11 protein-coding genes are annotated in these 14,689 nt (G+C 62.8%); 9 read left to right on the top strand and 2 right to left on the bottom strand.

The window, feature by feature from the left end; translation table 11 throughout:
- The first annotated feature begins 29 nt into the window (after positions 1-29).
- From N5A92_RS11130 to N5A92_RS11100, 7 genes are all read left to right on the top strand, one after another.
- The gene (locus N5A92_RS11130; RefSeq protein ID WP_260902635.1) at positions 30-2,399 is read left to right on the top strand and encodes a GumC family protein; all 2,370 of its coding nucleotides are present in this window, start codon (positions 30-32) and stop codon (positions 2,397-2,399) included.
- Positions 2,386-3,291: a glycosyltransferase family 2 protein gene (locus N5A92_RS11125; protein WP_260902634.1), complete on the top strand. Its 906-nt coding sequence runs from the start codon at positions 2,386-2,388 to the stop codon at positions 3,289-3,291. The genes N5A92_RS11130 and N5A92_RS11125 overlap by 14 nt, the downstream gene beginning before the upstream one ends.
- 2 nt (positions 3,292-3,293) lie before the next feature.
- Positions 3,294-4,586, top strand: coding sequence for a glycosyltransferase family 4 protein (locus N5A92_RS11120; RefSeq protein ID WP_260902633.1), 1,293 nt, complete (start codon positions 3,294-3,296; stop codon positions 4,584-4,586).
- Between the two features lie 183 nt (positions 4,587-4,769).
- Complete coding sequence (locus N5A92_RS11115) at positions 4,770-5,483, top strand: sugar transferase (protein WP_260902632.1); 714 nt, start codon at positions 4,770-4,772, stop codon at positions 5,481-5,483.
- A 389-nt stretch (positions 5,484-5,872) separates the two neighbouring features.
- Positions 5,873-7,453: an oligosaccharide flippase family protein gene (locus N5A92_RS11110; RefSeq protein WP_260902630.1), complete on the top strand. Its 1,581-nt coding sequence runs from the start codon at positions 5,873-5,875 to the stop codon at positions 7,451-7,453.
- On the top strand, positions 7,450-8,265 hold the full coding sequence (locus N5A92_RS11105; RefSeq protein WP_260902629.1) for a methyltransferase, TIGR04325 family: 816 nt from the start codon (positions 7,450-7,452) through the stop codon (positions 8,263-8,265). The genes N5A92_RS11110 and N5A92_RS11105 overlap by 4 nt, the downstream gene beginning before the upstream one ends.
- Positions 8,266-8,321: 56 nt before the next feature.
- Complete coding sequence (locus N5A92_RS11100; RefSeq protein ID WP_313958406.1) at positions 8,322-9,140, top strand: methyltransferase, TIGR04325 family; 819 nt, start codon at positions 8,322-8,324, stop codon at positions 9,138-9,140.
- On the opposite strand, the gene N5A92_RS11095 is transcribed toward N5A92_RS11100, so the two are convergent.
- Positions 9,127-10,812 (bottom strand): GMC oxidoreductase, encoded by a 1,686-nt coding sequence (locus N5A92_RS11095; RefSeq protein ID WP_260902628.1) that lies wholly within the window; start codon positions 10,810-10,812, stop codon positions 9,127-9,129. The two genes, N5A92_RS11100 and N5A92_RS11095, sit on opposite strands and share 14 nt — an antisense overlap.
- A gap of 286 nt (positions 10,813-11,098) precedes the next feature.
- On the opposite strand from N5A92_RS11095, the gene N5A92_RS11090 reads away from it, so the two are divergent.
- Together N5A92_RS11090 and N5A92_RS11085 are read left to right on the top strand one after the other, a co-directional pair.
- Positions 11,099-12,277, top strand: coding sequence for a DegT/DnrJ/EryC1/StrS family aminotransferase (locus tag N5A92_RS11090; protein ID WP_260902627.1), 1,179 nt, complete (start codon positions 11,099-11,101; stop codon positions 12,275-12,277).
- Positions 12,267-13,073: a 4'-phosphopantetheinyl transferase family protein gene (locus N5A92_RS11085; RefSeq protein WP_260902626.1), complete on the top strand. Its 807-nt coding sequence runs from the start codon at positions 12,267-12,269 to the stop codon at positions 13,071-13,073. Before N5A92_RS11090 ends, N5A92_RS11085 begins: the two co-directional genes overlap by 11 nt.
- On the opposite strand, the gene N5A92_RS11080 is transcribed toward N5A92_RS11085, so the two are convergent.
- Positions 13,043-14,689: a glucosamine inositolphosphorylceramide transferase family protein gene (locus N5A92_RS11080; protein WP_260902625.1), complete on the bottom strand. Its 1,647-nt coding sequence runs from the start codon at positions 14,687-14,689 to the stop codon at positions 13,043-13,045. The genes N5A92_RS11085 and N5A92_RS11080 overlap by 31 nt on opposite strands.

Here is a 14,689-nt window from a genome sequence, read left to right as displayed (position 1 = left end):
CAACCGAACATGGATGGGTGAACAGGGGCATGGTGATCCAGGAGATACGCAAGCTCAGCGGCGAACGCGGCGCGCCGGCGGCGAGCAAGGAATACATCACCTTTCGCGACATCTGGTCTTTCCTACGCCGTCATATCCTGCTCATCATCCTGATGACCATGGTCGGCATCGCGCTTGGAGGGCTCTACATCGCCAAGACCGAGCCGACCTATTCGGCCATCGCCCGTCTGGTGATCGACCACGAGCAGGCGCGCATAGCCTCCCAGGACGCCTCGACGGGAACGATCATCATCGAGGCGGCGGAGATCGCCAGCGAGGTCGAGATCGTCAAGTCCGAGGCGATTGCCAGGGCGGTGATCAAGGAGCTCAATCTCCTCGAGGATCCGGAAATCCTGGAGAGCCGGTCCTGGAGGTCGACCATACGCTCGGGAATCGTGTCGCTCTTCACGCTTTTCCAGGGAGAGCCGGAGGCCAGCGGGGAGGATGCCGCGGGGGCGCAGACCGAAGAAGAGACCATGCGCCGGACAATGGCCGGTTTCCTATCCCGGGTGTCCGTTCGCCGTGTCGGGCAGTCCTACGTGCTGGAGATTGGATACACCTCGACCGATCCGGTGAAAGCAGCGAACGCCGCGAACGCCATTGCCAGGGCCTATATGCAGGCGAGCCTAAACGCCAAGGCCGAAGCGCTGACGCGCGGCGCGGCGTGGCTGGAAGATCGGCTGATAGACGTCGCCCAGCAGGCGCGCGAAGCCGCGCTCGCCGTGGAGGAATACCGCAACAAGAACGGCATCACGCAGGTCGGCGCGGCGGCGTCGCTCGACCACCAGCAGCTTTCGGAAATCAGCACGCAGCTCCTGGTGGCGCAGGCCAACCGGGCCACGGAATCGGCCAAGCTTGCGACCATCAACCGCCTGCTCGCCGGCGATATCATGGATGGGTACGTAGGTGAGGCGCTGAACAACACGCAGATCTACAAGCTGCGCGAGGACCTTCAGGCGGCGGCTGTCAAACTGGAAACACTGCAGAGCCGATATGGAGCGGGCGGCGCGCCCGTGCGCGCGGCGGAGGAGGAGATTGCGCAGCTCGAAGGCGAGATCCGCCGCGAACTGGTGCGCATACAGGGCGTCTACAAGACGAACCTGGAGACCGCGATCACGCGCGAGAAGCTGTTGAGCGAGCAGCTCGACGGCCTGAAGCAAACCACCGCCGGCACGAACCTTGCCCGCGTCGAGCTCGGCGAGCTGGAAAGCCGGGCGGCGACCTACCGGCGCATGTATGAGAACCTGCTGCAGCAGCTCCTCGGCGCCCTGCAGAAGCAGTCGTTTCCGATAGGCGATGCGCGCTTCGTTACTGCGGCCACACCGCCGCTGTCCAAGATCTGGCCGAAGACGACGCTGGTCCTGCCCTTCTCGATGATGCTGGGTTTTGCCGCCGGCATCGGCCTTGCCGGCGCGCGCGAAGTCTTCGACCGCCGCATCGGTTCAGGTGAGCGTCTGGGCCGTGAGTTGGGGCTGCCCATGCTCGGCCACGTGCCCGCGACACGCTTCCGCTCGACCTGGAATATCTCGTCCGGCAGCGAGACCGGGAGCTTACGCTACGTGCTGGACGCGCCATATTCGAACTTTTCGGAAGCGCTGCGCAGCGTCAAGAACTCCATCGACGCAACCTTTCCGGCGAACGGATCGATCGTCCTCGGTATCACCTCGGTGGATGCCGGCGAAGGCAAGACGACCATCGCCACCAATCTGGCGCAACTTTACCTGAACGAGGGCGTGTCCGTTATCCTCGTCGACGCCAATTTCCCGTACCCGCATATCAGCCATCTTGCGGCAGGGCAGGGCGAGGACCTGGGTCTGACCATGGCGCAGCTTGGTAGCCCACCATCGCCATCTATCGAACCCGAGAAGGTTGAGCGGCCTCTTCCGCGCTACAGCGAGCGCAAGACCAAGTCGCGTTTCGCGGAGATGGAGCTGAAGGAGAAGGAGGGCGGCCAGCCGTTGCTGCCGGAGAAGCTCGGCGAGCTGGCGATGGTGCCCGTGCTGACGGTGGATCAGATCAAGCGTTCGGCGCACCCCTCCCATCGCTATGGCCACCTACCGGCTTTGAAGGCGCAGGTCGACATGCTTCGCGACCGCTACACCGTCGTCATTGTCGACCTGTCGGCGTTCGAAAGCTCGGTCGATGCCCGTGTCGCCAGTTCCTATCTCGACGGCATCCTGCTCGTCTTGGGCAATCATCGGAAGATGACGGTCGAGCGGCTGGCAGAGGCTCTGGCGACCTTCGGTAAATCGCGCGTGAGCATCCTCGGCGTGATCTTCAATCGGAGCACGCGCCGCCGGCGGCCCCCCGGCGCTCTTCCCGCTTCACAATTTTACGGCGGCGGCCATGGCACAAGCTAGCGGCACCCGCTTTGCCATCGGCATCGCCACCAGCGGAAGGCGCGAAATCCTCAAAACGCTGCTGCCGCACCTGGCACGGCAGGTCCGGCGGCCGGACGAGGTGGTCATCTGCGCCGCGCGTGAGGACGATGTCGACATGGAGGCGCTGGACGCAATTGGGCTGGATATCCGCGTGCTCGTTTCCGAGCGCGGCCTGTGCCGGCAACGCAATCATATCCTGCGCAACGTCCCCGCCGCCGACATCCTGTTGTTCCTGGACGACGATTTCCTCATGGCGCCGTCCTATGTCGATGAAACGGAGCGGATATTTGTGTCGGAACCGAGCGTAATCATGTGCACGGGAACGGTGGATGCAGACGGGATCACCGGTCCCGGCATAGATATCTCGGAGGCGCTGGCGATCATTGATCGCGGGCGGCACGATCCTGCTGACGCCTCGGACGATCCGCAGACGATTTACAACGCCTATGGCTGCAACATGGCCGTGCGCATGGCAACGGTGCGGACCGAGGGATTGGCCTTCGACGAAAACCTGCCGCTTTATGGATGGCTGGAGGATGTCGATTTCAGCCGCCAGATGGCTCGCCACGGAAAGATCGTGATTTCGCGGCGGCTGCGCGGGGTCCACCTCGGCACGAAGTCCGGCCGCACCTCCGGTGTCCGCTTCGGCTATTCGCAGATCGCCAACCCGATCTATCTCGTGCGCAAGAAAACCATGAGCTTGCGGCATGCATCGGTACAGATCGCGCGGAACCTCCTTGCCAACACGATCAAGCTCTTCACGCCCGAGCCGTGGGTGGACCGCAAGGGGCGCTTCAAGGGCAACATCCGGGCGCTGGCGGACCTCCTTCGCGGCCGGCTGGCGCCGCAAAACGTCGCGGCACTCGAATAGCCATGACCCAGCCGAGGCCAGACCGCGTTGTCATCATCAACGATCGCTCGGCCGATGTGGGCGGTGCATCCAATCTCTCACGCCTTTCTGCGCGTCTATTGCGCGAGAGGGGCATTCCGGTGACCTTCTTTGCAGGCGACCGAGCGGATGCGGCGGCAAGTGAGACCGATGCGGTTAACCTGAACGGCGCGCCGCTGTTGGAACAGGGTCGCCTGTCGGCATTTGTCGGCGGTCTTTACAATGCCTCGGCATTTGCCGCTCTTCGCCGGCTCATCGATACCTCGGACACACCGGCGACCATCTATCACGTGCATGGGTGGTCGAAGATCCTTTCGCCGGCGATCTTTCGAGCTTTGAACACGGTGCGCGAACGTGTCGTCCTGCACGCGCACGACTATTTTCTCGCATGCCCCAACGGCGGCTTCGTCAACTATCGGAAAGCCTCTGTCTGTTCTCTTACGCCTATGTCGGCACGCTGCCTTCTAACGCAATGCGACAAGCGTGGCGCGCACCAGAAGCTGTGGCGTTCGGCGCGGCATGCGTTGCGCCAAAGCCTGTACGACGTCCGGCGCCAGCCGGCGAATATCGTTCTCGTGCATGGGGAAATGCAGCGTTATTTCGAGCGCGCCGGCTTAGCGGACCGCCGCTTCGTCACCATTCGCAATCCGGTAGAGCCATTCCTGCAGACCCGCGCGGAGCCTTGGAAATCCCAGGACTTTTTCTTCATCGCTCGGTTGGAGCCGGAGAAAGGATTTGAGGATGCTGCGAAGGCGGCGCGGATTGCCGGTGTGCGGCTTCACGTGGTCGGGGATGGGGCGGGGCGGGCGCTGCTGGAGCGTTCGTATCCGGAGGTTGTTCTGCATGGCTGGAAGAAACGGGAAGAGATAGCGCAGCTTGTGCGGAAGGCGCGCGCCGTCGTCGTCTCCTCGCGTGTGCCCGAGCCTTTTGGTTTGGCGGCGCTGGAAGCAATCGGCAGTGGCATTCCCGTCATCGTGCCGTCGCAGGCGCTCGTGTGCCGGGAAATTGTCGAAGCGGACTGCGGGTTAGGCTTCACGACCGGCGACGTCAACTCGCTCGCCGACACCATGCGGGCGATGGCACGTGACGACCTCGGAGTGCGCCGCATGGGCCGGAACGGCTTTCAGGAGGCCCCGCGCATGGCCAACACACTTCACTCCTGGGGTGAGGCGTTGATGGAGCTTTATGCGGACGTGCTGGAACATGCACGGCCGCCGCTGGAAACGGCCACGCCCGGTAGGGGAAATACCATCGCAAGGGTGTATCCGCGCTCGTAGTCTCTAAGACTTTCGGAGGAGTTGCGGGTAAGAGATTCAAGGTGAAGCCATATGAGAGAGCTGATGCATGAAATAGGAGCAATGGGCTTAATTCCCGCCATCAAAATATCTGTATAATTTACACCAATAGAATTATATCTGATTGGTTAGTCGCACTATAATCTGTTCCTGTATCTGGCAGTGATGCCGGTCAAGTATATTCTCTCCAAGGGAGTTTTTATGCTGTCTATGCTGGATAGCGCCGCCCGTGAATCTGTTCATTCTCATGCCTCGCACAGACGGGGAACCAGAGAATCTGTAAAACGTTCTCTCGACGTCTCCATCGCTTTTTTATCGCTCCTGTTCCTGTTTCCGGTCATTGCCGTCATCTGCATCCTTCTGCTGGTGCATGACGGTCGGCCGCTGATCTATCGGCACAAGCGGGTGGGCCGCGACGGGAAGATCTTCGATTGCCTTAAATTCCGCACCATGCGCCGCGACGCCGAAATGGTGCTCAATGACCTGCTGAGCACGAGCGAGGCGGCGCGGTGCGAGTGGAACACGCAGCAAAAGCTGCGGCAGGACCCGCGGATCCATCGGCTTGGCCGCTTCCTCCGGATGGCCAGCCTCGATGAAATTCCCCAGTTCATCAATGTCCTGCGCGGGGAGATGAGCATCGTCGGGCCGCGGCCGATCGTGGAGGACGAAATTCCCCGCTATGGCGACCGGATACACTGCTACTTGTCAATGACGCCAGGCATCACCGGCCTTTGGCAGGTCTCGGGACGAAGCGACACCTCATACGATTATCGCGTCGATCTCGATGCCGAATATCACCGCACACACTCGCTCGGCCTCGACTTGAGGATCATGTGGCGGACGGTCGGCGTGCTGCTGTTCGAGCGAAACGGCTGCTGAGACGGCTCACAGGATGAAGGCGGCGAGGATGGCGATCCAGAAAACGAGACAGAGGGCAATCACGAGCCAGCGGGCTACTGCCCTGGTGCTCAGCAATCTCAGCGGCCGGGCCAGGAATATTCGACCCAGATATGTCTCCCTTCCCGCGTTCCGCGCCATCCGCTCAGTATCCGTCAACGTCGCGGTCGGTCCGGCTGCCGGGCCGGCATGCACCATCGTTCAAACGAGAATGTCCCATATGGCTGCACTCGAAGTGTTTCCGATGCCGAAGGCGGTGAATCAACACCAACGCGCGACGAAAACTACCCGATGAAAGGGCAGCCGTGAATACCGGGGAGAAGAAGAACGGTTTCCACACCGTCGGCAGGGCAGATCAAGGGGCAAGGATAGTGGCTGAGACAAACGCGGTGAGCTCCGGAGCGGAGCCGAAACGGGCGTTCCGCCTGAGCATCCCCGCTATCGTAGGTGGCGGCCTCTGGGCGCTCTCGGCCAAGCTCGTCTCACAGATAGCGCAGCTTTCCGCGTTCGTCATAGCCGCGCGTATCCTGACGCCGACGGAGTTCGGCTTCTTCGCCTTCAGCTCCGCCGTTGCCGTCTTTCTGGTGGTGCTGGCCGAGGGGGGATGGGCCGAGTTCGTCATGAAATCGGCCGACGGGGAAGGGCATCTCGACCAGGTGACGACCATTTCGCTCGCAAGCGGCCTTCTGTTCACCGTCTCGGGGTTGAGCGCCGCTGGCATTCTCTACGGCGTCTTCGACAAGGTATGGGAGGCTTCGCTTCTGGCGCTATTCTGTTGCTGGATACTGCCTTCGGCGATGACGACTGTCTATGACGGGGTGCTTGTCCATCGCGGGCAACTGCACCGCCAGGCGATCATCCGGATCGCCGCCGAGGCTGCGGGGCTCGCCTTGACCGTCTTCGGGCTGTTGATGGGGTGGAACGTCTTCGCGCTCGTCGCCGGGCGGCTGGCGATGCAGCTTGTGATCCTGTGCGGCTCGATCCTCGCCGTTGGCTGGGTGCGGCCTGCGGGTCCGACTCGGTCCGTCATTCGCGAAGTGCTGCAATTTTCGAAGCATGTCATAGCCAACAGGCTGATCGTCTTCTCCCGCTCTTATTCGGGAACGCTCGCCGTGGGCGGTTTTCTCGGTCTGGCCGAGGCAGGCTATTATCGGGCCGCCGAGCGCATCGTGGCGGCGTTCTATGAGCTCGTGGGGGAACCGGCGCGGACACTTGCATGGATCGTTTTCCGCCGCGCGCGCGATCGTGAGAATACGGAGGCGGGCAAGGAAGATGCGGTCAGGCGGGCGGCAAACATGTTGTTCCCAACCCTTCTGGCTGTCGCCGCCCCGGTCTTTCTGGGACTGGCGCTGGTATCCGACGGTTTCATAAGTCTGGTGCTTGGCGAGATATGGGCACCGGCGGCCGTGGTGGTGAGCATCCTTTCGATAAAGCAATTGCTGCTGATCACCGGCAGCATGACCGAGCCGTTGCTTTCCATCAAAGGCAACATCCGCAAGCTCGCCCCGGTCGGCTTGGCGAATGCGACCGTTTCCGTCGGTCTCGTCGTCATCCTCGCGCCTTTCGGCTTGCTGCCGGTGGCAGCCGGGCAGGTCCTCGCCGCCGTGGTGGCGTTCGGGACCATGGTCTGGCTGCAAGGGCGCTATGGCGGCCTCGACTGGCTCGGCGTCGTACGCGGCAGCGGTTTTGTCGCGCTCGCCGTCGCCGGCATGCTGGTCGCTGTTTTTGCGTTGGGCCAGGCGCTCGATCTCTCGACGTTGCCCGCCTTGGCGACGCTCGGGCTTCAGGCGGCGGCCGGTGCCGCTGGTTACCTGCTCGTCCTGCTCCTTTTGAAGAAATTCGCAATAGGCATGTTTCCCGCCCTAACGGCGGAACATCCCCCCTCCACGTCCCAGGCAGTGGGCGATCAGGATGCGACCCCGGGTCCACTGCGGGCAGAGGCAAGTCGATGAGCGTACAATCGATGACGAACAACCAGCCAGATTCACGAAACGCCGCCGCGATACGCGACCCGCTGATGCCGTTTCGTGTCGCCTGGGGCCGGCTGCGGCTGATGCTGCCGCGCCCGCCGCAATTTTCGGGCGCCTATGCCTCTTATGAAGAAGCGTTTGCCGCCGCGGCCCGCATGGGACAGGCAGGATATGACCATGACGACGTGGCCGAAATAGGCTTCGACCGGATGTGTCCGGTCCTTTCGTGGGATTACCCGGTCCTGTTCTGGTTGGGGCAGCTCGTCGGCGAGGTCGACCTGCTCGTTGACGCGGGCGGGCATATGGGCACCAAATATCGCGCTTTCAGGAAACTGCTGCCGCTCGACGAGGAGCTCCGGTGGGTTGTCTACGACGTGCCGGCGGTTGTCCGTGCCGGCAGGCGCCGTGCGGCGGCGGACGGCCTGGATCGGCTGCAGTTCGTCGAGCGGCTCGAGGACGCCGGAGCGCCCGACCTTTTCCTCGGCTCGGGCCTGCTTCAATACCTCGATGTCGGTTTCGCGCAGCTCCTTGGCCGCCTGGAATCGCCGCCGCGTCATTTGCTGTTGAACAAGGTGGCGCTACGCACGGGCCCCACGGTCGTCACCCTCCAGCACTACGAGAAGCTACGGACGCCCTATCAGATCCGTAATGAGGACGGGTTCATGCGTGAAGTGGAAGGCCTCGGCTATCGCCTCGTCGACCGGTGGACGAACCCGTCGCTGTCGCACGTGATCCGAACCCATCCCGAACTCGGGTCCAGCGAAAGCGCCGGCTTCTATTTCCGCCTCGATTAGGCACAGCAGGCAACCGGTCAGAAAGGTGTTCATCGAGCAAGGGCAGGACCACGACGATGAATATGATCTCCAAGCAAGGCGCCCGCCGGGCGATCTCGCGCGCGGCCCGGACCGTGCACTCGTCGCTGACGCCTTTGCGTGCGGCGCGGGGGAGGTTGCGTTTCCTGTCGCCGTTCCCCTGCCGCTTCTCCGGCGCTTATGCCACCTATACCGAAGCACTTGCCGCGGCCGCCGGCATGGGGCTTGCGGGCTACGATCATGACGAGGTCGCCGAAGTGGCCTTCGAGAAGATGTGCCATGTTGCGCTGTGGGATTATCCGGTGCTTTTCTGGCTGCGCCGGCTGTCCGGTGAGGTCGGATTCCTGATCGACGCCGGTGGCCATATGGGCACGAAGTACCGAGCCTTCCGCGACCTGTTGCCGATAACGGACGACTTGCATTGGGTGGTCTACGACCTTCCGGCCATCGTCCGAGCGGGACGGCGGCGTGCCGAGGCGGATGGCCTGACGAACCTGCGTTTCGTGGAACGGCTGGAGGACGCCGGGGCAACCGACGTCTTCCTCGGCTCGGGGCTCCTGCAATATCTCGATGTGCCCCTGCCGAACCTCCTCCGCCGGTTGCCGTGGACACCGCGTCACCTGCTTCTCAACAAGGTTGCGTTGCGCGAGGGGCCCACCGTCGTCACGCTGGAGCGGATCGGCAAGGCGAGGGTGCCCTACCAGATGCGTAACGAGGAAACTTTCCTGAAAGACGTGCAAAGCCTCGGCTACAGCCTCGTCGACCGCTGGTCGATCCCCTCGCTGTCGCATGTGATCGACACGCATCCCGAACTGGGGGCAAGCGAAAGCGCGGGATTCTATTTCAAGCTGCCCTGACAAGCCGCTCCCGCTTGGGCCGGAGGTGGGATCCCTTGTCGAACTGGTCCTTTAGATGATCGGCAAGGCGGATGGCGAGCGCCACGATCATCAGGGTGGGGTTGGCGTGGCCCGCGGTGGGAAAGACCGAGCTTCCGGCGATATAGAGCCCTTCCATGCCGTGGACACGGGCGTTCTCGTCGACGACGCTGGTCGCCGGGTCGCGCCCCATGCGCGTGGTGCAGGCGGGGTGGGCCATGTCGCTGAAGGCGGCGCCGGCGGGGTCGTTGCGGAGAATCCAGTCCGCCAGCCTGGGCTCAGGCAGGCCGACGCGCTCGAACTCCGCCGACATCAGTTCGGCAAGCCGTGCGACGCTAGCGACTTCCTGGGGCGAAATCCTCCAGTCGACGCTTGCCAGGGGCATCCCCAGCCGGTCCAGGCGATCAGAGAGAGTGACGCGGCTTTCTGCGTTCGGACGCTGCTCGACCATGGTGTCGAAACGGATGCCCTCAAGCCTGCGCGGCAGCCCGCGCTTCAGAACCAGACGGCGGTGAAGGCCGGCGGCAAGGAGCCCGGGGGAGGAAAGTGCCCTCCATGCGTGCCGCATCCGATTCCCGCCCCGCCGGCGGCTGAGGTGCTTCAACGCCAGCCAGGGGTCATCCTCGGCGAGTTCCTGCACCGGATAGGCCGCACAATTGAGCAAGCCTTCCCGCTCCTGCAGTTGCGGGCTGAGAGAGAGGCCGTGAAGGTAGAACTGCGTCCGGGAGCCGAGAGCAAGGCCATAAAAGCCGAAGTGCCGGGCAATGGCCGCTGCCTGTTCTTTGCCGAAGCGGGTGATGACTGCGCGGGGGTGATCGGCGAGATAGCGGCCGACGATGCCATGGCGGTTACCGATGCCGCCGGAGGCGAGCAGCAGGCGTGGGTTCTCGATGCCGCCGGCGCCGAGCACAACCATATCCGCCCGCACCGATGCATGGGCGCCGTCGAGGGAGCGGAGACCGAGCGAGACGACCCGGTGGCCTGTCTCGTCCGTGTTGAGATGCGTCACCGTGGCATTGGTGAGGATCTCGATATTGGGGGCGTCGAGCTTTCCGATCTCGTCTCCGAAACGCAGCGGTCCGGCTCGCTCGTGCGAATGGCTGAACTGCCAGAAGAACGGGCGGAGCAGCTCGCGGTTTATCCGGAGATCGGCAGGCGGAGAGGAGAGGAGGCTGTAGAGCCCCTCGTCATAGACGTTCGGCCCCAAGTTGAGCATGACGGCAGCACGGTCGAGCGCGCCTGCAAGGCTCTCGCGGGCGATCGGCCATCCAGAGCCTGGAACCCAGTGGCGCTCGGCGAAGTCGACCTCGTCAAAGGCGGCGCATTTCCCGATCCAGGTATGCGTGCTTCCGCCGACAATCCGGTTGCGCAGTTCGAAGGCGGGGATGTCGTTGAGCCATGAAAGCTCGTCCGTATAGCCGCGGCTTGGCGCCGCAGTGGCGCGCTTGACCGGCTCGCCGATACTATCGACCTCATTAAGGGCCTGCGCTCGGGGTTCAAAGTCGGCGCCGCCGCTTTCCAGGACCAGGACCCGGATCTTCGTATTGGCGAGTTCACGCGCTATGGTTAGGCCGGCCGGGCCGGCACCGACGATCGCCAAATCCACCCTCAGCGTCGTCCCTGCCTGCATGGATTGCAAGTCGAGGATTTTCAAATTGACCCCGCCATACTGGAAATCCCTACGCTAGCAAACAATGCTCCACGCTCGTACTCAGCCAAATTGCCTATAATAAATGTCTTGCTAATAGTTTTGGCTACCAAGGGATAAGGCCCTCGGTAAGTTGAAAGATATCATAGGCTTATTTGAATAACTCGCTTCCACGAAATAGGTTTGAAGAACTAAAGGGCGGTTCGATGGCGTGGGAGTTATCCTGCAGGCGACGGTGATATCGACAGGCGCCGCCGCCGCAGCGCCATCGGGCATTTCGGGGAAGCAAGCAATGGCAAGGGTCGGGTTGCGGGAGTGGTTCGCCGTCGGGCGGGTCATGATGTCGGGGCGTCTCGCCCGCTACGGCGGCGGAGGCGAGGGGCCGTTGACGCGGTTCGAGGCCGATTATTCGGAGAAATTCGGGGTCAAGCATACGCTCGCGGTAAGCAGCGGGACAGGCGCGCTGACCTGTGCGCTCGCTGCGGCCGGCGTGGGGCCGGGGGACGAGGTGCTGGTGCCAGCCTATACCTGGATCGCCACCGCCGCAGCACCCCTTGCTGTCGGGGCTGTTCCCGTTCTTGTCGACATCGATCAGACGCTGACGATGGATCCGGCCGATATCGTGCGCAAGATCACGCCGCGCACGCGTGCCATCCTGCCGGTGCATATGGCCAACATGGTCTGCGACATGGACCGGATCATGAAGATCGCCCGAGAGCACGGGCTCCTCGTCATCGAGGACGCCTGTCAGGCCGTCGGCGTCACCTACAAGGGAAGACGCGTCGGCACGATCGGTGATATCGGCGCCTTCAGTTTCAACCAGTTCAAGAACATCAACATCGGCGAGGGCGGAGCAGTTGTTACCAACAGCGACCGCTATTTCGCCCGCGCACGGATGTATCATGACGTGGGCGCGATCTTCCGCGGTCATCTCGACAATGACAACGAGCCGCATTTCTTCGGCGTGAACCTGAAGGCAAGCCAGATCCAGGGCGCGATGCTCAACGTCCAGCTCGCGAAGCTCGACCCGATGATCCGCCGCATGCGCAAGCACTATCGGCTCATGTCGCGCATCCTGGCTTCCTCACCTGCCATACGGGTCGGCCCGCACAACGATGTGGAGAATGCGGTAGGGCTGCACCTGATCTTCGAGAGTCCGGAGGAAGCGGAGCACTTTGCCGGGCGCAACCGGCGTGGGGTCTACAGGCTCTACGATTCGAGCCGTCACGTTTACACCAACTGGGTGCCCATTCTCGAACAGCGTGCCGCCCATCCCAAGATGAACCCCTTCGCCTGGGCGTCGCCCAGGATCGAGTACACGCCAGACATGTGCGCACGCACGCTCGATATCCTGCGGCGCACTTGCCGCATCAGCCTAGGCGAGAACTATCCATCGCCCCTGGTGGCCTTTATTGCGCGGCGGATGGCGAGCGGGGCCAATCCGGCGAGGAGGCTTTCCTATGCGGTATAGACCCCTCACCATCGGCCCGGACATCGTCGATATCTGGCGTTGGCCACTCGACGTTGGCATGGACGACCTGCCGCGCTACGTCACGGCGCTCAGCGATGGGGAGTTCGCACGCGCCTCACGCTTTGTGCATGAGCGCGATCGCCTGCGCTTCATCGTCGGGCGGGGCAAGCTGCGCGAGATCATCGGCCGCTATCTGGGCGTGCCCGCCAGGCGGCTTTCTTTCGCCTACAACGTGTTCGGGAAGCCGCGTCTGGCGGTCTCGCGACCGCCGCTGCATTTCAATCTCAGCCATGCCGCCGGCATGGCGGTACTGGCGGTGTCGGACAGGTATCATGTCGGCATCGATATCGAGAAGATCGTGCCGCTCAAGGAAGACGTGGCGGGTCACTTTTTCTCACCCAGCGAACGCCTGGCGCTCCGCGGCGTCCGGCGGGGCAATTATCTCGAAGCCTTCTACCGGTGCTGGACACGCAAGGAGGCCTTCGTCAAGGCGCACGGGGCGGGGCTTTCCCTGCCGCTCGAAGCCTTCGACGTGTCGATCGATTCGGTTGGCGAACCAAGGCTGCTGCGGCTTGAGGGCGATGCACAAGCGCCGGCGCAATGGCGGCTTCTCAACCTGGCCCTGCCGGCAGGCTTCGTGGGTGCGATGGCGGCTTTGACGGCCGACAACGATGTCTCGTTGCATTACCGGACGGACGAAACGGCAGAAAGTGTGCGGGAGGAAATGCCGCTTGCGGCCCGTGTTCTACGAGCCTCGCCCGACAATCAGCTGCTCAACCGCGCATCGAGGATGTAGCGGCCGCCGGCGGCATCGAAGTGGTGGCAGCCGGCGAGGCCGGGCTTGAAGTCGGGAATGATCGTCCTGATGCAGGTCTCGCGATAGACCTCGCGGCTCAGCTCCTGGATCTCCATGATGTTGAGACCATAGCCATAAATGCCGTAGGCGTTGTTCTGCGATGGCCGGAACAGGCGGCCATGGCTGGCGAAGACCCGGCCGGCATTGCGGGCGACGGTGCTGCCGATGACTACCGGATTACGCGCATGCGGGACGATGCGCGACAGCCTGGGCCCGTCGACCTCGAATGCGTGGAGCTCGCTGCAATGATCCTCGTACGCGTGGTGGTCTGACAGATTGGACAAAAGCCACCACTTGCCTTTGCGCCGGAAAAGAGTGCTGTCGGCGGCCGAGTAGCCGTCGAGCGCAGTCGCATAGAGTTCCCATTTCAAGGGAAAGTCGGTGCAGCGCCAAATCTCTATGCGCTTTTCCTGATGTGTTTCCGGCATCATGAAAATGCCCTTGCCGTTGCGGAATACGAACGGAAAGGAGAGATGGCTGGTGCTCTCTATCGCCGGGCCGAGCGGCTCGATGCCATCACCCTTCAGCCTGCCGACAGCGATATGGGCTTTGTGGTCACCGACCGCATAATTCTCGTAGAAGACATAGCAGTCGCCGCCGTGTCTGAAGAGAAAGGGATCGGCCTTGATCGAGTCTTTTGCGGGCGGAAGTTCGACGGCGAGATGCGGATCAAAGCGCTCGACGGAGCCGGCGCCGCTAAAAAGCGTCCAGACCGCCGTTTCGATGCCAGCCTTTCTCCGTAGCTCCCTCGTGGCGCGTGAGGTAGCCGCGCGCGCCAGTCCGACGACATAGCGTGCGACCTCTGCCGTGTCCGGCGGGCCGGCAGGATCGGTTGAAGCCGTGCCGTGCCCAAGTGTGAGGCTTCCGGTATCCGCCAGGCGCCGCAGCTCCCTCATGAGCAGGATCACCGCCTTTTCTTTGAGAAAAGCCGAATTTCTGGCGGCGCTGAACTTTGGGTTGAACGCGGCCGAAGCGATCTGCCCGAAGGGTTTTCCTCCGCCATGATTGACGTTGAGCCCTATTTGCATCGTCGGCGAGCCCGCGACGACCTCGGCAAAGCCACACCAGTCTGCGGTGCGGGATCTGAGATCGGCGAACGTCAACGCCCACTCGCCGAACGGGAGCGTGGCGACGAAGGCATCCGGGAGCCCGCGAGGGATCGTGCGCAGGACAAGGTCGAGGCGCAGCCTTTCCAAAGCCGGTGACCCGTTCGTGTAGGCGCGATCAGCTTCATCAAGACGGATGAACTCCGTCCGTTGACGGATATCGTCGAAATAGCTCGGACGATAGGCAGGCTGACGGGCGAACAGCAGGCGGTCGACCTTTGCGACGAGGCCAAGAAGCGGCGTCGTGGAGCGTTGGCCATAGCCGCCCGGGTGTATCAGCACGGCCTTGAGATCAAAGCGCGGATCGGCAAACAGCCGGTCGAAAAGCTGCAGCTCCCAGTTCTCGAAACTTTCGCTACCGACGAGGATGCCGATGCGAAGGGGAGGCCGGTTGCTTTTGCCCGTCCACTCCAGGACCGGCTGAACATAAACCTTGCCATTGAAGCGCAA

The sequence above is a fragment of the Chelativorans salis genome, assembly GCF_025336525.1.
GTDB classification, from domain to species: domain Bacteria; phylum Pseudomonadota; class Alphaproteobacteria; order Rhizobiales; family Rhizobiaceae; genus Chelativorans; species Chelativorans salis.
The sequence above is the reverse complement of the archived record's forward strand: the minus strand, read 5'-3'. Positions and strand labels throughout refer to the sequence as shown.

Excerpts from the sequence above, each read along its gene's own strand:
- N5A92_RS11130 (WP_260902635.1), top strand. The coding sequence starts at position 30 with ATGGTGATCCAGGAGATACGCAAGCTCAGCGGCGAACGCGGCGCGCCG.
- N5A92_RS11115 (WP_260902632.1), top strand. The coding sequence starts at position 4,770 with ATGCCGGTCAAGTATATTCTCTCCAAGGGAGTTTTTATGCTGTCTATG.
- N5A92_RS11125 (WP_260902634.1), top strand. The coding sequence starts at position 2,386 with ATGGCACAAGCTAGCGGCACCCGCTTTGCCATCGGCATCGCCACCAGC.
- N5A92_RS11090 (WP_260902627.1), top strand. The coding sequence starts at position 11,099 with ATGGCAAGGGTCGGGTTGCGGGAGTGGTTCGCCGTCGGGCGGGTCATG.
- N5A92_RS11085 (WP_260902626.1), top strand. The coding sequence starts at position 12,267 with ATGCGGTATAGACCCCTCACCATCGGCCCGGACATCGTCGATATCTGG.
- N5A92_RS11105 (WP_260902629.1), top strand. The coding sequence starts at position 7,450 with ATGAGCGTACAATCGATGACGAACAACCAGCCAGATTCACGAAACGCC.
- N5A92_RS11120 (WP_260902633.1), top strand. The coding sequence starts at position 3,294 with ATGACCCAGCCGAGGCCAGACCGCGTTGTCATCATCAACGATCGCTCG.
- N5A92_RS11100 (WP_313958406.1), top strand. The coding sequence starts at position 8,322 with ATGAATATGATCTCCAAGCAAGGCGCCCGCCGGGCGATCTCGCGCGCG.